The 19,615-nt window shown below is 44.4% G+C and carries 35 protein-coding genes; 3 read left to right on the forward strand and 32 right to left on the reverse strand.

From position 1 onward, the window contains the following. Window positions 1-17: 17 nt before the first annotated feature. From nrdR to HUJ19_RS03390, 3 genes are all read right to left on the reverse strand, one after another. Window positions 18-476 carry a transcriptional regulator NrdR gene (gene nrdR, locus HUJ19_RS03380; protein ID WP_290622277.1) on the reverse strand — a complete coding sequence of 153 codons (459 nt, stop codon included), beginning with the start codon at window positions 474-476 and terminating at the stop codon, window positions 18-20. A gap of 36 nt (window positions 477-512) precedes the next feature. Next, a complete protein-coding gene (gene glyA / locus HUJ19_RS03385) occupies window positions 513-1,766 on the reverse strand; it encodes a serine hydroxymethyltransferase (protein WP_290622278.1) in 1,254 nt (417 codons plus the stop codon). Between the two features lie 126 nt (window positions 1,767-1,892). Next, window positions 1,893-2,501, reverse strand: a complete 609-nt coding sequence (locus HUJ19_RS03390) for a hypothetical protein (RefSeq protein ID WP_290622279.1) — start codon at window positions 2,499-2,501, stop codon at window positions 1,893-1,895. 118 nt (window positions 2,502-2,619) lie between these two features. Here HUJ19_RS03390 and HUJ19_RS03395 point away from each other — a divergent pair, with 118 nt between their 5' ends. Continuing rightward, the gene (locus HUJ19_RS03395) at window positions 2,620-3,177 is read left to right on the forward strand and encodes a response regulator (RefSeq protein ID WP_290622280.1); all 558 of its coding nucleotides are present in this window, start codon (window positions 2,620-2,622) and stop codon (window positions 3,175-3,177) included. Window positions 3,178-3,179: 2 nt separating this feature from the next. Here the strand turns inward: HUJ19_RS03395 and HUJ19_RS03400 are convergent, their stop codons facing one another. Continuing rightward, a complete protein-coding gene (locus HUJ19_RS03400; RefSeq protein WP_290622281.1) occupies window positions 3,180-4,106 on the reverse strand; it encodes a cation diffusion facilitator family transporter in 927 nt (308 codons plus the stop codon). Between the two features lie 162 nt (window positions 4,107-4,268). Between HUJ19_RS03400 and HUJ19_RS03405 the strand changes: the two genes are divergently transcribed. Continuing rightward, complete coding sequence (locus HUJ19_RS03405) at window positions 4,269-4,898, forward strand: methyltransferase (RefSeq protein ID WP_290622282.1); 630 nt, start codon at window positions 4,269-4,271, stop codon at window positions 4,896-4,898. A gap of 66 nt (window positions 4,899-4,964) precedes the next feature. Beyond that, the gene (locus HUJ19_RS03410) at window positions 4,965-5,354 is read left to right on the forward strand and encodes a DUF1761 domain-containing protein (protein ID WP_290622283.1); all 390 of its coding nucleotides are present in this window, start codon (window positions 4,965-4,967) and stop codon (window positions 5,352-5,354) included. A gap of 71 nt (window positions 5,355-5,425) precedes the next feature. Here the strand turns inward: HUJ19_RS03410 and rplQ are convergent, their stop codons facing one another. From rplQ to rpsJ, 28 genes are all read right to left on the reverse strand, one after another. Further along, complete coding sequence (rplQ, locus tag HUJ19_RS03415; protein WP_290622284.1) at window positions 5,426-5,830, reverse strand: 50S ribosomal protein L17; 405 nt, start codon at window positions 5,828-5,830, stop codon at window positions 5,426-5,428. A 317-nt stretch (window positions 5,831-6,147) separates the two neighbouring features. After that, a complete protein-coding gene (rpoA, locus tag HUJ19_RS03420; protein ID WP_290622285.1) occupies window positions 6,148-7,128 on the reverse strand; it encodes a DNA-directed RNA polymerase subunit alpha in 981 nt (326 codons plus the stop codon). A gap of 23 nt (window positions 7,129-7,151) precedes the next feature. Next, window positions 7,152-7,772 carry a 30S ribosomal protein S4 gene (gene rpsD / locus HUJ19_RS03425; protein ID WP_018625134.1) on the reverse strand — a complete coding sequence of 207 codons (621 nt, stop codon included), beginning with the start codon at window positions 7,770-7,772 and terminating at the stop codon, window positions 7,152-7,154. Window positions 7,773-7,792: 20 nt separating this feature from the next. Next, window positions 7,793-8,182, reverse strand: a complete 390-nt coding sequence (gene rpsK / locus HUJ19_RS03430; protein WP_106645971.1) for a 30S ribosomal protein S11 — start codon at window positions 8,180-8,182, stop codon at window positions 7,793-7,795. A 21-nt stretch (window positions 8,183-8,203) separates the two neighbouring features. Beyond that, window positions 8,204-8,560 carry a 30S ribosomal protein S13 gene (gene rpsM, locus HUJ19_RS03435; protein WP_018625133.1) on the reverse strand — a complete coding sequence of 119 codons (357 nt, stop codon included), beginning with the start codon at window positions 8,558-8,560 and terminating at the stop codon, window positions 8,204-8,206. An 87-nt stretch (window positions 8,561-8,647) separates the two neighbouring features. Continuing rightward, entirely contained in the window at window positions 8,648-8,761 is a 114-nt protein-coding gene (rpmJ, locus tag HUJ19_RS03440) for a 50S ribosomal protein L36 (RefSeq protein WP_012800392.1), read from the reverse strand. A gap of 18 nt (window positions 8,762-8,779) precedes the next feature. Continuing rightward, on the reverse strand, window positions 8,780-10,120 hold the full coding sequence (gene secY / locus HUJ19_RS03445) for a preprotein translocase subunit SecY (protein WP_290622286.1): 1,341 nt from the start codon (window positions 10,118-10,120) through the stop codon (window positions 8,780-8,782). Next, window positions 10,120-10,557, reverse strand: coding sequence for a 50S ribosomal protein L15 (rplO, locus tag HUJ19_RS03450; protein WP_290622287.1), 438 nt, complete (start codon window positions 10,555-10,557; stop codon window positions 10,120-10,122). Before rplO ends, secY begins: the two co-directional genes overlap by 1 nt. 4 nt (window positions 10,558-10,561) lie before the next feature. Then, window positions 10,562-10,744, reverse strand: a complete 183-nt coding sequence (gene rpmD / locus HUJ19_RS03455) for a 50S ribosomal protein L30 (protein ID WP_290622288.1) — start codon at window positions 10,742-10,744, stop codon at window positions 10,562-10,564. A 4-nt stretch (window positions 10,745-10,748) separates the two neighbouring features. Continuing rightward, window positions 10,749-11,252, reverse strand: a complete 504-nt coding sequence (rpsE, locus tag HUJ19_RS03460; RefSeq protein WP_018625129.1) for a 30S ribosomal protein S5 — start codon at window positions 11,250-11,252, stop codon at window positions 10,749-10,751. Between the two features lie 10 nt (window positions 11,253-11,262). Beyond that, entirely contained in the window at window positions 11,263-11,616 is a 354-nt protein-coding gene (gene rplR, locus HUJ19_RS03465) for a 50S ribosomal protein L18 (RefSeq protein ID WP_018625128.1), read from the reverse strand. 12 nt (window positions 11,617-11,628) lie between these two features. After that, window positions 11,629-12,159 (reverse strand): 50S ribosomal protein L6, encoded by a 531-nt coding sequence (rplF, locus tag HUJ19_RS03470; protein ID WP_290622289.1) that lies wholly within the window; start codon window positions 12,157-12,159, stop codon window positions 11,629-11,631. A gap of 13 nt (window positions 12,160-12,172) precedes the next feature. Then, entirely contained in the window at window positions 12,173-12,565 is a 393-nt protein-coding gene (gene rpsH / locus HUJ19_RS03475) for a 30S ribosomal protein S8 (RefSeq protein WP_290622290.1), read from the reverse strand. A 17-nt stretch (window positions 12,566-12,582) separates the two neighbouring features. After that, a complete protein-coding gene (gene rpsN, locus HUJ19_RS03480) occupies window positions 12,583-12,888 on the reverse strand; it encodes a 30S ribosomal protein S14 (protein WP_018625125.1) in 306 nt (101 codons plus the stop codon). Between the two features lie 10 nt (window positions 12,889-12,898). Continuing rightward, the gene (gene rplE, locus HUJ19_RS03485; RefSeq protein WP_026309343.1) at window positions 12,899-13,438 is read right to left on the reverse strand and encodes a 50S ribosomal protein L5; all 540 of its coding nucleotides are present in this window, start codon (window positions 13,436-13,438) and stop codon (window positions 12,899-12,901) included. A gap of 25 nt (window positions 13,439-13,463) precedes the next feature. Next, window positions 13,464-13,781: a 50S ribosomal protein L24 gene (gene rplX, locus HUJ19_RS03490; RefSeq protein WP_018625123.1), complete on the reverse strand. Its 318-nt coding sequence runs from the start codon at window positions 13,779-13,781 to the stop codon at window positions 13,464-13,466. A 13-nt stretch (window positions 13,782-13,794) separates the two neighbouring features. Next, a complete protein-coding gene (gene rplN, locus HUJ19_RS03495) occupies window positions 13,795-14,163 on the reverse strand; it encodes a 50S ribosomal protein L14 (RefSeq protein WP_012800381.1) in 369 nt (122 codons plus the stop codon). Between the two features lie 109 nt (window positions 14,164-14,272). Further along, entirely contained in the window at window positions 14,273-14,530 is a 258-nt protein-coding gene (gene rpsQ, locus HUJ19_RS03500; protein WP_018625122.1) for a 30S ribosomal protein S17, read from the reverse strand. Then, window positions 14,530-14,721, reverse strand: a complete 192-nt coding sequence (gene rpmC, locus HUJ19_RS03505) for a 50S ribosomal protein L29 (protein ID WP_290622291.1) — start codon at window positions 14,719-14,721, stop codon at window positions 14,530-14,532. The genes rpsQ and rpmC overlap by 1 nt, the downstream gene beginning before the upstream one ends. Then, window positions 14,721-15,128, reverse strand: a complete 408-nt coding sequence (gene rplP, locus HUJ19_RS03510) for a 50S ribosomal protein L16 (RefSeq protein ID WP_290622292.1) — start codon at window positions 15,126-15,128, stop codon at window positions 14,721-14,723. Before rplP ends, rpmC begins: the two co-directional genes overlap by 1 nt. 12 nt (window positions 15,129-15,140) lie before the next feature. Then, window positions 15,141-15,842, reverse strand: coding sequence for a 30S ribosomal protein S3 (rpsC, locus tag HUJ19_RS03515; protein ID WP_290622293.1), 702 nt, complete (start codon window positions 15,840-15,842; stop codon window positions 15,141-15,143). Between the two features lie 9 nt (window positions 15,843-15,851). After that, a complete protein-coding gene (gene rplV, locus HUJ19_RS03520; RefSeq protein ID WP_012800376.1) occupies window positions 15,852-16,184 on the reverse strand; it encodes a 50S ribosomal protein L22 in 333 nt (110 codons plus the stop codon). A gap of 15 nt (window positions 16,185-16,199) precedes the next feature. Next, window positions 16,200-16,481, reverse strand: coding sequence for a 30S ribosomal protein S19 (gene rpsS / locus HUJ19_RS03525; protein WP_290622294.1), 282 nt, complete (start codon window positions 16,479-16,481; stop codon window positions 16,200-16,202). An 11-nt stretch (window positions 16,482-16,492) separates the two neighbouring features. Next, a complete protein-coding gene (gene rplB, locus HUJ19_RS03530) occupies window positions 16,493-17,320 on the reverse strand; it encodes a 50S ribosomal protein L2 (protein WP_290622295.1) in 828 nt (275 codons plus the stop codon). A gap of 15 nt (window positions 17,321-17,335) precedes the next feature. Beyond that, a complete protein-coding gene (gene rplW / locus HUJ19_RS03535; protein ID WP_012800373.1) occupies window positions 17,336-17,632 on the reverse strand; it encodes a 50S ribosomal protein L23 in 297 nt (98 codons plus the stop codon). Next, the gene (gene rplD, locus HUJ19_RS03540; RefSeq protein WP_290622296.1) at window positions 17,629-18,231 is read right to left on the reverse strand and encodes a 50S ribosomal protein L4; all 603 of its coding nucleotides are present in this window, start codon (window positions 18,229-18,231) and stop codon (window positions 17,629-17,631) included. Before rplD ends, rplW begins: the two co-directional genes overlap by 4 nt. A gap of 17 nt (window positions 18,232-18,248) precedes the next feature. Next, entirely contained in the window at window positions 18,249-18,881 is a 633-nt protein-coding gene (gene rplC, locus HUJ19_RS03545; RefSeq protein WP_018625115.1) for a 50S ribosomal protein L3, read from the reverse strand. Between the two features lie 49 nt (window positions 18,882-18,930). Further along, on the reverse strand, window positions 18,931-19,242 hold the full coding sequence (rpsJ, locus tag HUJ19_RS03550) for a 30S ribosomal protein S10 (protein ID WP_018625114.1): 312 nt from the start codon (window positions 19,240-19,242) through the stop codon (window positions 18,931-18,933). Window positions 19,243-19,615: the final 373 nt, after the last annotated feature.

Here is a 19,615-nt window from a genome sequence, read left to right on the forward strand (position 1 = left end):
GAACAGAGTGTAAGTGGCTATTTACCATCACTTTGCAGTTTATCAATTTCTTCGCGGAAAGCATTAACATCCTTAAAGCGACGATAAACCGATGCAAAACGAACATAAGCCACTTCATCAAGCCCACGAAGAGCCTCGATCACTAGCTCTCCCACCACAGTAGAAGGCACTTCGCGCTCACCCAGAGCGCGAATTTGCGATAAAATTTTATTGATTGCAGCTTCCAGATCTTCAACACTGACCGGGCGCTTTTCAACGGCTTTTGCCAAACCCATTCGCAGTTTAGCTTCATTGAAAGGCTCACGAGTTCCGTCAGTTTTAATAATCTTGGGCATCACCAGCTCAGCACTTTCAAAGGTCGTGTAGCGCTCGCCACAGGCAAGACATTCTCTGCGGCGACGAACCTGGCTACCGTCAGCCACTAAACGCGAATCAATAACCTTGGTATCTGGATGGGCGCAAAACGGGCAATGCATAACAGCTCCTTATGTTGCCAATAGCGTGCTTATCAATTAACTGCGATAGACCGGAAAGCGGGCAGCCAGTTTCAAGGCTTTTGCTTTCACATCCGCAATGGTCTGCTCATTCGTAATATCGTCAAGAATATCACAGATCCAACCGGCAAGCTCAGTCGCCTCGGCTTCTTTAAAACCACGTGTGGTAATCGCTGGCGTACCCATACGCAATCCGCTGGTTACGAATGGCGAACGAGGTTCATTTGGCACAGTATTTTTGTTCACTGTGATATTCGCTCGACCAAGAGCAGCTTCCGCATCCTTACCGGTAATGTCTTTATCGATTAAATCAATCAGGAACAGGTGGTTATCGGTACCGCCGGAAACGATTTTGTAGCCACGCTCCATCAGCACTTTAGTCATCGCCTGAGCGTTAATTTTAACCTGCTTTTGCAAAGCCTTGAATTCATCGCTTAAGGCTTCTTTGAAAGCTACCGCTTTAGCAGCGATTACGTGCATCAAAGGACCACCCTGTCCACCAGGGAAAACCGCTGAATTTAACTTTTTCTCAAGATCAGGATTTGAACGGGCAATGATGATACCACCGCGAGGGCCAGCAAGTGTTTTATGGGTAGTGGAAGTCACAACATCCGCATAAGGAACTGGATTTGGATATTCGCCTGCGGCAATCAGACCAGCAACATGCGCCATATCCACAAACAGGAAGGCACCTACTTTATCGGCGATTTCACGGAACTTGGCCCAGTCAACCACACGTGAATAGGCCGAGAAGCCAGCAACGATCATTTTAGGTTTATGCTCAAGCGCTAAAGCTTCAACTTGCGCGTAATCTATATAGCCGTTTTCATCAACGCCATATTCGATCGAATGATAGATTTTACCTGAGAAGTTTACTTTTGAGCCATGCGTCAAGTGGCCACCGTCTGACAGGCTCATGCCTAGAATGGTATCGCCAGGTTTGACTAAAGCCATATAAACTGCGGCATTAGCTTGCGAACCAGAGTGAGGCTGCACATTAGCGTAGTCAGCGCCAAACAATTCTTTCAGACGCTCAATGGCCAGTTTCTCGGCAATATCCACATACTCACAACCGCCGTAATAGCGTTTATCTGGGTAACCTTCAGCATACTTGTTGGTTAACACTGAACCCTGGGCTTCCATCACGCGCTGACTGGTATAATTTTCCGATGCAATCAGTTCAATGTGCTCTTCTTGGCGCTTCTTTTCAGCTTCAATTGATGCGAAAAGTTCAGGATCAAACTCTTTTAATGGCGTTGTGTTGCCCAACATGTGCTAAACCTCAATTATGTTCATTAAATAGAATGCATTTAAGCATTGAGAAGTGGCGCTATTTTAACCTATCCATGGTCGAAATGTCCTACAAAAATAGATAATTAATGGTTATAACTGCTATGTTTAGAACCATCCGCGGTTAGACTCTAATTCGGCCTGACAGCGCTTATATTGAGCAGCATAAGCCAGTGACTGAGCTTTAACTTTATCAGCAACCTTGATTAACCAGCCTTTAGAGTTATAGGTTTTCCGCTTATAGCCACCCCAGCCTTCATGATAGGCCAGATATTGCGCTCGAGCGTCCCACTTTGAAATCCCCAGTTTTTTATGGCTGTGATAGGTGTACCAACCAATGAAGTCTATGGCGTCATCAAAATTATCACGCTTGGCACCGTGATTACCCGTTGAGGTGCGGTAGGTATCCCAGGTTCCTTCCAGTGCCTGCGCGTAGCCGTAAGCATTGGAAGGTCTAAAACCAGGGATGAAGCCTAAATACCACTTGCGGGCAGGGCGAATATCCTTTTGGAACTTGGACTCCTGATGCATGATGGCGAGCTGCACATGAATGGGAGTTCCCCAGCGCTCCTGCGAGTCCAGAGCGGCTTCATACCAATCTTCATCTTCTAAAATACTGCACGCATCATTGACATTAGCTGGCTGAAAGCTGGCACAGCCCTTTATCATGAATAGTAAAATAATGCTTGTCAGTAAAATTAACAATTTTGAACGCAAACCTGTTTCCTCTCACAAATTGCTCTTTTTTTAGTAAATTTTAATATACCTAACAAAAATCAATGATAAAATAAATCAAACAGTTACCTTAACTTTTGTTAACCTATATTAATACATTATGAGCGCCATTCTTCTCGTTGATGATAACCGTGAAATTTTAGCGAATACTGCGCAACAGTTAACGGCAGCCGGTCACGATTATCATTATGTCGCTGACTATAAAGACGCTCTCAACTATATTCGCCTGAACCGTCCACAAATAAGAATTGTCGTAGTCGCGCTCAATAACGCGCTCGGCTACCCATCTTTGCGTAAGATCAAAAGTGGCATGTCCGAACGCGCCACCATTATTGTCTATTCGGACAACAAAGACCAGACCATTGCCAACTGGGTAAAAAAGCTGGGGATAGACCTGTTTTATGAGCATGATCGCCAGGAAATTGATCTATTTAACCGCATCAAACGGAGCCTGTTCCAGAAAGGGATGTTTTTTACCAGCCAACAACTCAAGGATTTAACTGTAACTCTGTCCAAATACACTCAAGATGCCGAGCAGCTGGTCAAGGAAACGGCTCCCCAATCGAAAAGCCTGCAGGAATTACAGCATAAACTGGCTAGACGACTGGAAGGTATTGAAAATCAACGCGGCTTCCTGTTGGAAGCGCAAAAGCAATAAAGTCACACTAGGCCACAAGCCTCTTCGCTCTCCTGGCATATACCTACTTCCACCTGAATCGTCGCATGACCAATACCATGCTCTTCTTTGAGTAATCGCAACATATCTTCTAACAATCCATCACTATCACTCTCAGGGTTGACCAAAGCATGAAAGGTCATCATCGGCTCATCTTCACTCAGGCTCCAAGCATGCATGTGATGGATATCCTCAACCCCTTCAAGACTCATTAAGTCTGCACGAATGTTTTTGAGACTGATACCAAGCGGTATACCTTCTAACAAAATATGGCTAGCATCCTTTATCACATGGTAGGCACTGCGCAGAATAAGAGCAGCAACAAAAATCGATAGCAATGGATCGACCCACAAGAGACCCCAAATCCAGATTACTATGGCTGCAATGATAGCACCAACCGAACCCAGCAAGTCGCCAAGAACGTGTAATAAGGCGCTACGTATATTGATATTGGACTCCCCGGCACTGTGCAGAATCTTAAATACCAGTATATTTACCACCAAACCGATCACTGCCACCGTAAACATACTGACGCTCTGGATAGGGTTTGGCTCAATGAAGCGATGAATCGCCTCCCAGATAATCCAGGCAGTCAATAAAATCAGGAAGATACCATTCGTATAGGCGGCCAAAACCTGCAAACGGCCATAACCAAAGGTACGCTTGCCATCAGCTGGCTTGCTTGCAAAATAAAGTGCTGAATAGGCCAAAAGTAATGCGGCAGTATCCGTCAACATGTGGCCAGCATCGGCTAATAACGCCAAGGAACCTGATATAAGGCCACCAATCACCTCGACCACCATAAAGGTGCCGGTTAATGATAAAGCCCATAACAGGTTTTTCTTACTGGTTACATTCCTGCCGTGTGACTCATCATCATTCAGATGATTATGACCGTGATGTCTGCCCATTAATTGGTTGCCAGTTAATCGGTAATGCTCAGAGTGTAACAAACATCAGAAACAGACAAAAAGACAATTTATACTCAGTACTCTTTGGATAGCTGATGATGAACTTAACAATGAGAGTAAAAGTCCTTACACTTAAGGGCCACTCAACCAATTGAATTGACTATGCCTGAGTTACAAGAGCTACCAGAAGAGCATATATTTCAAGCCTACGGTATTTTATTGCTCGAAAATAAACATCGTTTCGTTAAAAAACTTAAGAAGCATTACACCCCATCCATTCATGGCCATAAAACCTGGAACAGTAGCTTTTTGCTGATGGACTACTTGCTGCATAGCCGGATACTGGACAGTAAGCAAAAGGTACTCGAGCTTGGTTGTGGTTGGGGCCCCACCAGTATTTTCTGCGCGCACCACGCTGGATGTGAAGTAACAGGAACTGATAGAGATGACGAAGTATTCCCGTTTCTTGAACTTCAGGCAGCCTTAAATGAAGTCGAAATCAAAACCGAAGCTGTCAGCTTCGAAAATCTCACAAAAAAACACTTAAAGCAGTATGATATTGTGTTTGGGACAGATATCTGCTTCTGGGATGACTTGGCAAAAATACACTACAACTTGATTAATCGCGCCAAACAGGCAGGGGTTAAGCACATCTTACTGGCCGACCCGGGCAGGCAACCTTTTTTTGATCTTGCAGAGCGCGTTCTTTCAAAACACGAAGCAGAACTACTGGACTGGTACTGCACAGAGCCGGAAAACTTTGAGGGCTACATATTGCATGTGACGCTTTAGATAGGCCCGCCAAGAATGGGTATGCTAAGCTAATCGAACAAGATTGATTAAATTTGGGGACCGATAATGGACAATATCAATTATTATGCTGTAGTAGTTTCTGCACTATCAGCTTTTGCAGTGGGCGGCCTTTGGTACTCACCCTTTCTTTTTGGCAAAATGTGGCTGGAGGAAATGCAGCTAAAGGCTGAGGATATGCAACAAAAGCCCAGCGTATTTATCGTCAGTTTGGTATTCTCGTTGATCGCAGTATTTATCATTGCCGATTTACTCGGTCCCAAACCAGAACTGTTCCACTCTATAACCATTTCCGGACTCATTGGAGCTCTTGTATTTTTAGCGCTGGGCATTACCTATCAATTTAGCAATAGAAGCCTGAGGCACCTATTGATTGACGGTGGTTACCACCTGGTCATATTTACTTTATTTGGTTTAATCCTTGGCAGCTGGCACTAAAGCTCCCGGCAAGATACTGTATAAATGAAAAAGCCCGCTATAAAGCGGGCTTTTAGTGTCACAACAAAGAATTACTCTTCAGTAACTACCTCGTCTAAATCGACATCGTCTTCAACCACTGGGCGGTCAACTAATTCAACGTAGGCCATAGGTGCGTTATCGCCTGGACGATTGCCACACTTAAGAATACGCAGGTAACCACCTGGACGCTCTTGGTAACGAGGACCAAGCTCAGCAAAAAGCTTAGCAACTGCTGCATTATTGCGTAGACGAGCAAAAGCTAGTCGACGATTTGCAACAGAGTCTGTTTTAGCAAGAGTAATCAAAGGCTCAGCCACACGACGTAGTTCTTTTGCTTTTGGCAAAGTAGTACGAATAAGCTCGTGTTCGATCAATGACGCAGTCATGTTACGAAACATAGCCTTACGATGTGAGCTGTTACGGTTTAATTTACGACCTGATTTTTGATGACGCATATTGAGTTCCTCACTCTATTTAATTGTAGCCTGCTGTAGTACTACAAAAACTTCTGTAAATGTCTAAACTTTACGATTACTTTGTTAAAAAGATTTACTCAAATCGGTCATTTACTTTAGTAAAGTCCCTGTTTCGTAAACTTTTTGCCTCGAAATCAAAAAAGTTTATTTCATTTACACAACTAAGATTAGAAATTACTAATCGTTCAATCAGGTAACTGTCTGAATAAATTCAAAAAATTACCAAAGGGTTTCATAGCAAGCTATGAATAAAAAGGCGCAAGACAATGCTTGCGCCTAATTCTTACAAGCAAGAATTAGTCACCAAGGATACTTGATGGTGGCCAATTCTCTAAACGCATACCCAAAGACAAACCACGAGAAGCAAGAACGTCTTTGATTTCTGTCAATGACTTCTTACCAAGGTTAGGAGTCTTAAGCAACTCAACTTCGGTGCGCTGTACCAAGTCACCAATATAATGGATGTTCTCAGTTTTAAGACAGTTAGCAGAACGCACTGTTAATTCAAGATCATCAACCGGACGCAATAGAATTGGGTCGATTTCTGGCTCTTCTTTCTCTGGTTCAGCCTGCTTCTCATCTTTAAGATCAACGAAGGCTGCTAATTGCTCCTGAAGGATTGTCGCACTACGGCGGATCGCTTCTTCTGGGTCAATAGTACCATTCGTTTCAAGATCAAGAACCAGTTTGTCCAAGTCAGTACGTTGCTCTACACGAGCCGATTCGACTGTGTAAGAAACTTTTTTCATTGGGCTGAAAGAAGCATCAACTTGCAATACACCAATCGGTTTATCTTCGCCTTCAGGCTGTTTACGAGTATTTGAAGCCTCATAACCACGACCTAAGCGAACTTTGATGCGCATATTTAAAGCGCCACCTTTATTCAAGGTAGCAATGTAGTGGTCTTTATTAACCACTTCAGCACCTGATACTTCTTCAATGTCAGCAGCAGTTACGACGCCTTCACCTTTTTTCTGAAGAGTCAAAGTTGCTACTTCTTTATCTTCTAGGCGAACAGCCAACCCTTTTAAGTTCAAAAGGATATCGATAACGTCTTCTTGAACGCCCTCAATAGCTGAGTACTCATGAAGAACACCGTCGATTTCTACTTCTGTCACTGCAGCACCTGGCATAGAAGATAGCAAGATGCGACGCAATGAGTTACCCAAAGTGTGTCCAAATCCGCGTTCAAAAGGTTCAAGTACCACTCGGGCTTTAGTGCCTTCGCTTGATTCAACCTTAATTTGGCGCGGAGTCAGAAATTCAGTCGCTGACATATGATCCCTCTCAAGGATTAAAATTACTTAGAGTACAACTCTACGATTAGGTTTTCATTGATGCTGGCGTCAAGTTCTGAGCGCTCTGGTACACGCTTAAACTGACCTTCCATTTTCTTACCATCAACTTCAATCCACTCTGGCTTGTCACGCTGTGCAGCCAATTCCAGTGCAGCAACGATACGTGCCTGCTTTTGTGATTTCTCACGAACAGAAACAACGTCTTCAGCTTTAACTGTGTAAGAAGGAATATTGACTGTTTCGCCGTTTACCAAGATAGCCTTGTGGCTAACTAACTGACGTGCTTCGCCACGAGTAGCGGCATAACCCATACGATAAACAACATTATCCAAGCGAGATTCTAAAAGCTGTAACAAGTTAACACCTGTGGCACCTTTTAGACGATCAGCTTCTTTGTAGTAGTTGCGGAATTGACGCTCAAGTACGCCATAAATACGACGAACTTTTTGCTTTTCACGTAACTGTAAACCGTAATCAGACAAGCGGCTACGACGCGCGCCATGTTGACCAGGGGCTACTTCAATTTTACATTTAGTCTCAATTGCACGAACGCCAGACTTGTGTCCTAAATCGACACCTTCACGACGCGACAATTTGAGTTTTGGACCTAGATATCTAGCCATTTCAAACTCCCGTTAATCTCTTATACACGACGCTTTTTAGGCGGACGACAACCATTATGAGGAATAGGTGTCACGTCAGTAATGTTAGTGATCTTGAAGCCAGCTGCATTCAAAGCACGTACTGCTGATTCACGACCTGGTCCAGGACCTTTAACAAATACTTCAACGTTCTTCATACCCATTTCTTTAACTACTTGAGCAGCGCGATCAGCAGCTACCTGTGCAGCAAATGGAGTCGATTTACGTGAACCACGGAAGCCAGAACCACCAGAAGTTGCCCATGCAAGAGCATTACCTTGGCGATCTGTGATCGTTACGATGGTGTTATTGAAAGACGCGTGAATGTGCGCCATCCCATCGACAACGTGCTTTTTAACTTTCTTTTTGGTACTACGAGGTGATTTAGCCATGTGTTAATTCCACCATAACCATTATTTCTTGATTGGTTTACGAGGACCTTTACGGGTACGGGCATTTGTCTTCGTGCGTTGACCGCGCAATGGCAGGTTACGACGATGACGGATACCACGGAAACAACCCAAGTCCATCAAACGTTTAATATTCATGTTGATTTCGCGACGCAAATCACCTTCAACGGTAAATTTGCTCACCTCGTTACGTAGATTCTCAATTTGGTCTTCGTTCAAATCTTTGATCTTTGCAGTAGTTTCAATTCCTGCAGCAGCACAAATTTTTTGTGCACGAGGACGACCGATACCATAGATAGCGGTCAAGGCGACATCAGCATGCTTATGTACCGGAATGTTAATACCAGCTATACGAGCCATTTAACAATTTCTCCTAAATTTAATAAGCAGGCGTGAAAGGCCGCGTATTCTAGCCACATCACGCCTAAAAATCAACCAATTAAATGACTAACCTTGACGCTGTTTATGGCGTGGGTCAGTACAAATAACGCGAACACTGCCGTGACGACGAATCACTTTGCAGTTACGGCACATTTTTTTTACAGAAGCACGAACTTTCATTTGCTACTCCAACATGCTTTAGCGACGAACACGACCCGACGGGCCATGCTTCTTAAGATTCGCTTTCTTAAGTACTGAATCATATTGCTGCGACATAAGGTGAGCTTGCACCTGGGCCATAAAATCTATGGCAACAACAACGATGATCAGCAGTGAAGTTCCACCGAAGTAGAACGGGTAATTAAAGAACAGGATCAGGAATTCTGGCATCAAACAGACAGCTGTCATGTACAGAGCGCTCCAGAAAGTCAAACGTGTTGTGACTTTATCAAGATACTGAGCTGTTTGTTGACCAGGACGAATACCTGGAATAAATGCACCTGATTTCTTTAAGTTATCAGCAGTATCTCTTGGATTTTGCGTCAATGCAGTATAGAAGAACGCAAAGAAGATAATGCCGACAGCATACAACATAATGTATACAGGTTTTCCTGGCTGAAGGTTTTGCGCCATGGTGGTTAACCAGGTCACTTCGCCTGAGCCGCTACCAAACCAGGACAATAAAGTACCTGGGAATAGTACGATGCTCGAAGCAAAGATCGCAGGAATAACACCCGCCATGTTAAGTTTCATTGGTAAGAAACTACTTTGTGCTGCAAAAACTTTATTGCCTTGCTGGCGTTTAGCATAATTGATAGTAATTCTACGTTGAGCTCTTTCGAACCAAACAATAAAGTAAACTACAGCTAATGCGAAAATACCAAATACAAGAACACCCAGAATGTTACGGTCACCATCATAAGCCTGACTAAAGATCTGGCTAATAGCTTGTGGAAAACCAGCAACAATACCTACTAAGATAATGATTGAAATACCATTACCTATACCGCGTTCAGTAATCTGCTCACCTAACCACATTAAGAACATGGTACCAGTAACAAGAGTTACTACCGCGATAAAGAAGAATGAAAAATCAGGATTAGCCACAAGCCCTGGAATAATTCCTGGTAACTGTGTGGACATACCGATTGCCTGAATAGTTGCCAAGGCAACCGTCAAGTAACGAGTATACTGATTGATTTTACGGCGACCGCTCTCGCCTTCCTTCTTGATCTCTTTTAGACGTGGGTCAACGAAACTCAAGATCTGCATGATAATGGAGGCCGATATATACGGCATAATACCCAATGCAAACACTGAAGCACGCTCTAGCGCACCACCTGAGAATACGTTGAACATCGTAAAGATAGTTCCACCCTGGTTTTCCAAGAAAGCTTGCAAAACAGAGCCGTCAACGCCCGGAACTGGAATAAAAGAGCCAATCCGGAAAACAATAATAGCCATGAGCACAAACAGCAAACGCTGTTTGAGCTCACTTAAACCACCGCCTTTAGCAATTTGCTGTGGTGATAATGCCATTATTCTTCAACCTTTCCACCGGCTGCTTCAATAGCAGCTTTAGCGCCTTTGGTTACACGAACGCCGCCAGATACAGTAACTGCGCGCTCGATGTTACCTGATAGCATGATTTTAGCGTTTTCGATGTTGTTAGTGATAAGACCGGCTTTTTTCAAGCTCAACATATCAACAACTTCACCTTCAACTTTAGCCAACTCGCTAAGACGAATCTCAGCAGTTACTAAAGCTTTACGCGATTTAAAACCAAACTTAGGCAAACGCTGTTTCAAAGGCATCTGACCACCTTCGAAACCGATCTTGTTGAAACCACCTGAACGTGATTTCTGACCTTTGTGACCACGACCTGCAGTTTTACCGTCAGTAGAACCGATACCGCGACCAACGCGTTTGCGATCTTTTTTACTACCAGGAGCTGGCATCAATGTATTTAAACGCATGATCTTACTCCTCTACACTAACCATGTAGTAAACTTTATTTACCATACCGCGAGTCGAAGGGGTATCTTCAACTTCTACTGTATGACCGATACGACGCAAACCCAGGCCACGCAAGCATGCCTTATGGCTGTCCAAGCGACCGATGCTTGAACGCGTCTGCGTTACTTTCATCATTTTCTTTGCCATGGTCTTAGTCCAAAATCTCTTCTACAGTTTTACCACGCTTGGCAGCCATATCTTCTGGAGAAGTCATTTGCTTCAAACCATTAATAGTTGCGCGAACAATATTAATAGGGTTTGTAGAGCCAATGCTTTTTGCCAAGATATTTTGGATACCTAGCACTTCAAATACCGCACGCATCGCACCACCAGCAATAATACCAGTACCTTCAGAAGCTGGTTGCATATAAACTTTGGATGCACCGTGCGCAGCTTTGATTGGATGTTGTAAAGTATGGCCGTCTTTCAATTCAACTTGAATCATATTACGACGAGCCTGCTCCATTGCTTTTTGAATCGCAACTGGAACTTCTTTCGCTTTACCACGACCAAAGCCAACTTTACCTTTACCATCGCCAACAACAGTCAAAGCTGTGAAGCCGAAAATACGACCACCTTTAACCACCTTGGCAACGCGGTTTACGTTGACCAATTTCTCAACTAAACCTTCTTGGTTATTCATATCTTTTGCCATGCTTCACACCTTAGAATTGTAAGCCTTTCTCACGAGCCGCATCAGCTAAAGCCTGAACACGACCATGATATTTAAAACCACTACGGTCGAAAGCAACCTGCTTTACACCCGCTTCCAAGGCACGCTCAGCAACTAAGGTACCAACATGCTTTGCAGCATCTACGTTACCTGTTGACTTAACGTCACCGCGAACTGTCTTCTCAACAGTCGAAGCGCTAGCGATCACATTACCGTTCTCACCGCTGATTACTTGTGCGTAAATGTGGCGAGGGGTTCTGTTAATAACTAGACGGTTAACGCCTAGTTCATGCATTTTGGCACGGCTTTTAGCCGCACGACGCAAACGTTGAATTTTCTTCTTCATAACCCTGCCCTACTATTTCTTCTTGGCTTCTTTACGAACAATACGCTCGTCAGCATAGCGAACACCTTTGCCTTTGTATGGCTCTGGTGGACGATAGGCACGAATGTTTGCCGCAACCTGACCCACGACTTGTTTGTCAGCACCTTTAACAAGTAATTCTGTTTGCGAAGGCGCTTCAATAGTAATGCCCTCTGGTGCTTCGTACTCTACTGGGTGAGAGAAACCTAGGCTTAAGTTCAATTTTTTACCTTGAACCTGCGCACGATAACCAACACCAACAAGCTGAAGTTTCTTTTCAAAACCATTAGTAACGCCTGTAATCATGTTGTTGACTAACGCACGATATGTACCAGCCATAGCCCAGCTTTCTGCGCCTGCTGAAGGAGCGAAGGTGACTTCACCATCTTCAACTTTTAACTCAACGTCAGAATGCAAAGCTTGTTCTAGCTGACCTTTTGAACCTTTTACACTGATCACGCCATCTTTGATGTTTACTTCAACACCTGAAGGGATAGATACAGCGCTTTTTGCTACACGTGACATCTTTAATCTCCCCTTACGCTACAGTGCAAAGAACTTCACCGCCGTGGCCGTTTTTACGAGCCGCGCGGTCAGTCATAACACCTTTAGAAGTAGAAATGATCGCAACGCCAAGACCACCAATAACTTTTGGCAGCTCGTCTACTTTCTTATAGATACGTAGACCTGGGCGACTTACACGCTTCAATTCCTCGATAACCGGACGACCTTGATAGTATTTCAATTCAACGGTCATTGTCGGCTTTGGACCTTCTTCTACGCTAAAGCCAGCGATGAAACCTTCATCAACCAGTACTTGAGCGATAGCTTTTTTCAATTTAGATGCAGGAATGGCGACAGTTTTCTTCGCAGCGGTCTGGCCGTTACGAATTCGAGTCAACATATCTGCAATAGGATCTTGCATACTCATTGTGATTCTCCCAAGCCTTACCAGCTAGCCTTAACCAAACCAGGAACGTCACCTTTCATAGCATGCTCACGAAGCTTATTACGGCATAAGCCGAATTTGCGTAGGTAAGCATGTGGACGTCCAGTTACACGACAACGATTACGTTGACGCACAGGATTTGCATTACGTGGTAGCTTTTGAAGCTTCACCTGAGCTTCCCAAACTTCTTCTTCTGAAGAGTTAGGATTCTTGATGATTGCTTTAAGCTCAGCGCGTTTTGCAGCGTACTTTTCTACAGTTTTTGCACGCTTTAATTCACGCTCAATCATTGATGTTTTAGCCATAGCGTGCCCCTTATGATTTCAATGGGAAGTTAAACGCATCTAACAATGCGCGACCTTCATCATTGGTAGTTGCCGTGGTGGTAATAGTAATATCCATACCGCGGATTTTATCTACTTTATCGTAGTCGATTTCAGGGAAAATAATTTGTTCCTTGATACCTACTGAGTAGTTACCGCGACCGTCAAACGATTTAGGATTCAAACCACGGAAGTCACGAATACGTGGAACCGCGATAGAGATCAATCTCTCGAGGAATTCCCACATACGCTCGCCACGCAGAGTCACTTTACAGCCAATTGGGTAACCGTCACGAATCTTAAAGCCTGCAATAGATTTGCGTGCTTTAGTGATGACCGGCTTTTGGCCTGAGATAGCTGTCATATCATTGACTGCGTGCTCAAGAATTTTCTTGTCCGCAATAGCTTCACCCAGACCCATATTTAATGTGATCTTGGTAATGCGTGGGACTTGCATAACTGATTTGTACTCAAACTTCTCTAGAAGCTGAGGTACAACAGTTTCTTTGTAAAAGTTGTGCAGTTTCGCCATCATTAATTACCTGAATATTAACAAATTAAATTGCTTCGCCAGTTTTCTTAAAGAAGCGTGATTTTTTGCCTTCTTCTACTTTAAAGCCCACACGATCTGCTTTGCCCGTAGAAGGGTTATAAATCGCTACGTTAGAAATATCTAACGATGCTTCTTTATCGATAATTCCACCTTCATTGATAGAACCATCCGGATTTTGACTTGGCTTGGTGTGTTTCTTCACCAAATTGATGCCATCAACAATCACACGACCATTTGATAAAACACGCTTAACGTTACCGCGCTTACCTTTATCTTTGCCTGCGATTACGATGACTTCGTCGCCACTTTTAATCTTTTGCATGATTCTCGTCTCTCTACAGTACTTCCGGTGCCAAAGACACGATCTTCATAAACTTGTCACCACGTAGTTCACGTGTAACAGGTCCAAAGATACGAGTACCAATCGGCTGTAAGTTGTTGTTCAAAATAACAGCAGCATTACCATCGAAACGGATCAAAGAACCGTCTGGACGACGTACACCTTTACGAGTACGTACTACAACTGCGTTTAGAACGTCACCTTTTTTCACCTTACCGCGTGGAATCGCTTCTTTTACGCTCACTTTGATTACGTCACCAATGTTGGCGTAACGGCGATGCGAACCACCCAGTACTTTAATACACATTACTCGACGAGCGCCTGAGTTATCAGCTACGTCTAGCATTGATTGCATCTGGATCATGGTTTTCTCCGCTTAAACCCGCGCTAAAATGGCGCGAGAGTATACCATTAAATTACTTAAATTCCTAACCCCGAGGAAAACTATTTGCTCGGGGCCGGCTTATCCAAACTTAGTTAGCGCGTTCAACTATCTCAACTAACTTAAATGACTTAGTTTTTGAGATAGGACGACACTCAACGATTCGGACCACATCACCTGCTTTACACTCGTTTGATTCATCATGAGCGTGGATTTTAGTCGAACGCTTGATGAACTTACCGTATAGCGGGTGTTTTACCTGGCGTTCAATCAATACAGTGATAGATTTATCCATCTTGTCGCTGATGACTTTGCCCTGTAATGTGCGTTGAATAGTATCAGTGCTCATTATGAACCCGCCTTTTGGTTGATGATGGTTTTAACACGAGCAATGTCACGACGAAGTGCACGCATTTTGTGCGTTTCAGTCATCTGGCCCGTAGCCTTTTCCATACGTAACTTGAATTGATCTTGTAACAATTCGTGCAACGTTACGTTGAGCTCTTCAACGCTCTTGTCTTTCAATTCTGTCGCTTTCATTACATCACCGTCCGTTTAACAAAGGTAGTTTTGAAAGGAAGCTTTGCCGCAGCCAAAGCAAATGCTTCGCGCGCCAATTCCTCAGAAATACCCTCAACTTCATATAACATACGGCCTGGCTGAATTTGTGCAACCCAGTACTCAACGCTACCTTTACCTTTACCCATACGCACTTCAAGAGGCTTTTTGGTAATTGGCTTGTCAGGAAATACACGAATGTAAACCTTACCGGCACGTTTCATATGACGGGTCATTGCACGACGAGCAGCCTCAATTTGGCGTGCTGTCATACGACCGCGACCTGTCGCTTTCAAACCGAATTCACCGAAACTCACATCATGAGCTACTGTTCCACGGTTACGCAGCTTGTGCTGCTTGCGATATTTCGTTCTTTTAGGCAATAACATACTTGCTCACCCCTACTTCTTAGCTTTAGGAGCAGGTTTTCTGCGGCGAGGTTTCTTATCTTCTTTCGGCTCAACTTTTTCTTGGCCGGGAAGAACTTCACCTTTGAAAATCCATACTTTAATGCCGATGATTCCGTAAGTTGTCAAAGCTTCTGAGGTTGCGTAATCAATGTCCGCACGCAATGTATGCAACGGTACACGACCTTCACGATACCACTCGGTACGAGCGATCTCAGCGCCACCTAAACGACCACTTACTTCGATTTTGATACCTTCAGCACCAAGACGCATTGCGTTTTGTACAGCGCGCTTCATAGCACGACGGAACATAACACGACGCTCAAGCTGTTGAGCAACATTGTCACCTACAAGCTGGGCATCCAACTCAGGCTTACGTACCTGCTCTACAGAAACTTGGGCTGAAACGCCTGCCATATCGGCAATCTTTGCACGCAATTTCTCAATATCTTCACCTTTCTTACCGATGACGATACCTGGGCGCGCAGTGTGAATAGTCACACGAATTGCTTTTGCAGGGCGTTCGATATCAACACGCGATACAGAGGCGTTCTTTAATTCTTTGAACAACCACTTACGGATGTTGATATCACTTTCAAGGTTATCCGCAAAATCGCCGCGCTCAGCATACCAGGTTGCAGTATGCTTCTTTACGATACCTAAGCGGATACCAGTAGGATGTACTTTTTGACCCATTACCTTCTCCTAGTTATCCGATACTTTAACGGTTACGTGGCTAGAACGCTTCAAAATGCGGTCGCCACGACCTTTAGCGCGCGGACGCATACGCTTGGCAGTTGGGCCTTCATCAACGAATACAGTTGAAACTTTCAACTCGTCGATATCTGCGCCTTCATTGTGCTCAGCGTTAGCAATCGCAGACTCAAGAACTTTCTTAATTAAGCGAGCCGCCTTTTTCGGGCTAAACTCAAGAACGTTCAACGCTTTCTCTACTGGCAAGCCACGAATCTGGTCGGCGACGAGACGCATTTTCTGTGCCGAGATGCTAGCATTGCGCAATTTAGCTGCTACTTCCATCTTTCACTCCTCGCCTTACTTCTTCTTCTTGGCTTTCTTGTCAACATCATGGCCAAAGTAAGTACGAGTCAATACAAACTCACCTAACTTATGACCTACCATGTCTTCATTTACGAAAACAGGTACGTGCTGACGACCATTGTGAACGGCAATCGTCAAGCCAACCATTTCAGGGAAAACGGTTGAACGACGAGACCACGTTTTAATCGGTTTTTTGTTACCAGAGGCCGCAGCTTCTTCAACCTTCTTCAATAAATGAAGGTCAATGAATGGGCCTTTCTTTAACGAACGTGCCACAGTGCTATCCTCTATCGTTTGTTGCGGCGACGGACAATCAACTTGTCAGTGCGCTTATTACTACGGGTTTTCTTACCTTTGGTTGGAACACCCCATGGAGTTACAGGATGACGACCACCAGAGGTACGACCTTCACCACCACCATGTGGGTGGTCTACCGGGTTCATCGCGACGCCTCGAACTGTTGGGCGAACACCACGCCAGCGCTTAGCACCAGCTTTACCCAAGCTACGTAACATGTGCTCAGAGTTGCCCACTTCACCAACGGTGGCACGGCATTCTGAAAGCACTTTACGCATTTCGCCCGAACGCAAACGTAGAGTTACGTATGCACTATCACGTGCAACGATTTGTGCGTAAGCACCTGCGCTACGAACCATTTGCGCACCTTTACCAGGTTTAAGTTCGATGTTGTGAACAACAGAACCAACTGGAATGTTACGCATTGGCAATGTGTTACCTGTTTTAATAGGTGCTGCATCGCCAGAAATGATTTGATCACCAGCTTTCATGCCTTTTGGAGCGATAATGTAACGACGCTCGCCATCTGAGTAACAAACCAACGCGATGTGCGCGCTACGGTTTGGATCATACTCAAGACGCTCAACTTTCGCTGGGATACCATCTTTATTACGTTTAAAGTCGATAACACGGTAGTGTTGCTTATGACCACCACCAACGTGACGCACAGTGATGCGACCGTTGTTGTTACGACCACCATTTTTGGATTTCTTCTCCAACAAACTTGCTTCAGGTTTACCCTTATGCAAATCTGGGTTGACCACTTTTACGACAAAGCGGCGTCCAGGAGAAGTTGGTTTAGCTTTTACAATTGCCATTTACTTGTCTCCTTCTTACTCGCCGCCTGCAAAGTCAAGGTCTTGACCAGGCTTCAATGATACGTAAGCTTTTTTCCAGTTTGGACGACGGCCTTCAACAAGACCAAAACGCTTACGCTTACCTTTCATGTTCAAAGTGCGAACAGATTCCACTTCAACCTCAAACAAGGTTTCAACGGCTTTCTTGATTTCACGCTTGTTAGCATCTTTGGCCACTTTAAATACAAACTGACCATCGCGCTCAGCCAAAATCGTCGCTTTCTCTGAAACGTGAGGGGCCAGAAGAACTTTTAAGATACGCTCTTGGTTCATCCTAACATCTCCTCTACTTTCTTAACCGCTGGAACCGTCATGATCACCTTGTCGAAGCCGATAAGGCTAACAGGGTCAAGTGCGTTCACATCGCGTACGTCAACTTTATGCAAGTTGCGAGAAGCTAAGAACAAATTCTCATCAACAGAATCTGTAACGATAAGTGCTTCTTTAGTATCCAGCTCTTTCAACTTAGCAACCAATTCTTTAGTTTTTGGCGCTGACACTGAGAAGTCTTCAACAACGATTAAACGTTCTTGACGTACTAGCTCAGAAAGAATGCTCTGGATAGCTCCGCGATACATTTTGCGGTTAACTTTTTGTGTATAGTCTTGTGGTTGTGCAGCGAAAGTTACACCACCTTTACGCCATAATGGGCTACGGATAGTACCCGCACGGGCACGACCTGTACCTTTTTGACGCCATGGTTTTTTACCACCACCGCTAACAGCGCTACGGTTCTTTTGTGCACGAGTACCGGCACGCGCAGCCGCTAGATAAGCAACGACTACTTGGTGAACTAATGATTCGTTAAACTCACGACCAAAAGCCACTTCAGAAACCTTGATTGCGCCGCCAGATGTTAAACTAAGTTCCATAGTCAACTCCTCTTGGCCTAGGCTTTCTCAGCAGGACGTACGATAACGTCACCACCGGTAGCGCCTGGGACGGCACCTTTGATTAACAACAAATTGCGCTCAGCATCAACACGTACAACTTCTAGAGTCTGTACCGTTACACGCTCAGCACCCATGTGACCTGACATCTTTTTGCCTTTGAAAACGCGACCAGGTGTTTGGTTTTGACCAATAGAACCTGGAGCACGGTGCGACAAAGAGTTACCGTGAGTGCTATCTTGACCACGGAAGTTCCAACGCTTGATAGCGCCAGCGTAACCTTTACCTTTAGAGGTACCGGTCACGTCAACTTTTTGACCCGCTTCAAAGATATCTACTTTAACTTCGCCACCAACTTCAAAGCCGTCTAAAGAATTCACACGGAATTCCCACAAACCACGACCTGCTTCAACGCCAGCTTTCTTATAATGACCAGCTTCCGCCTTAGTGATGCGGTTTGCCTTACGGCTTCCTGTAGTAATCTGTACCGCTTCATAACCGTCAACGTCAGTTGTTTTCAACTGCGCGATGCGGTTTGGATCGGCTTCTACTACGGTAACCGGGATAGACACGCCGTCTTCAGTGAAGACACGAGTCATACCTCGTTTTATACCTACTATTCCGATAGCCATGTTTTAAACCTCAACCGAAATGGTTATCTACCTTGCTTCTAGTGTTGCCTTAAGAAAGGCTAATTTGTACATCAACACCAGCAGCCAAATCCAACTTCATCAAAGCATCAACTGTTTTTTCTGTTGGCTCGATGATGTCCACCAAACGCTTATGCGTACGAATTTCATACTGATCACGCGCATCTTTGTTAACGTGCGGAGAAATCAGGATGGTGAAACGCTCTTTACGAGTTGGTAAAGGGATTGGACCTTTTACCTGAGCACCTGTACGTTTAGCGGTATTTACGATCTCTGAAGTCGATTGGTCAATCAACTTGTGATCAAACGCTTTCAATCTGATTCGAATACGTTGCTTTGCCATTGCAAAGAACTCCACTTTTAAAATTAAAGAACATAAAAAACCGCTCCACCCTACTGCAGCGAGGGGTGCGGTTACCAAACTTTAATCAGACTCCAATCGAGCCTGTTGTTAGCAAAATCAATAACTTACTTTGGAAAAAGTCTGAAATTGCTTCGCAAGAACAACCCTAATAGTGGCCGTTACGCCTACAAAGGGACGCGCATTATATGGCAAAAAGCCTAATAGGACAAGCCTTTTAGCAAATAAGTCGCTTAATCTTACAAATAAAAAAAGCGAGTCCGAAGACTCGCTTTTAAAGCGCTACTTACCGATTACTCGATAATTTTAGCAACAACACCAGCGCCTACTGTACGACCGCCTTCACGGATCGCAA

The organism is Kangiella sp. (genome assembly GCF_014762745.1).
Taxonomy (GTDB): Bacteria; Pseudomonadota; Gammaproteobacteria; order Enterobacterales; family Kangiellaceae; genus Kangiella.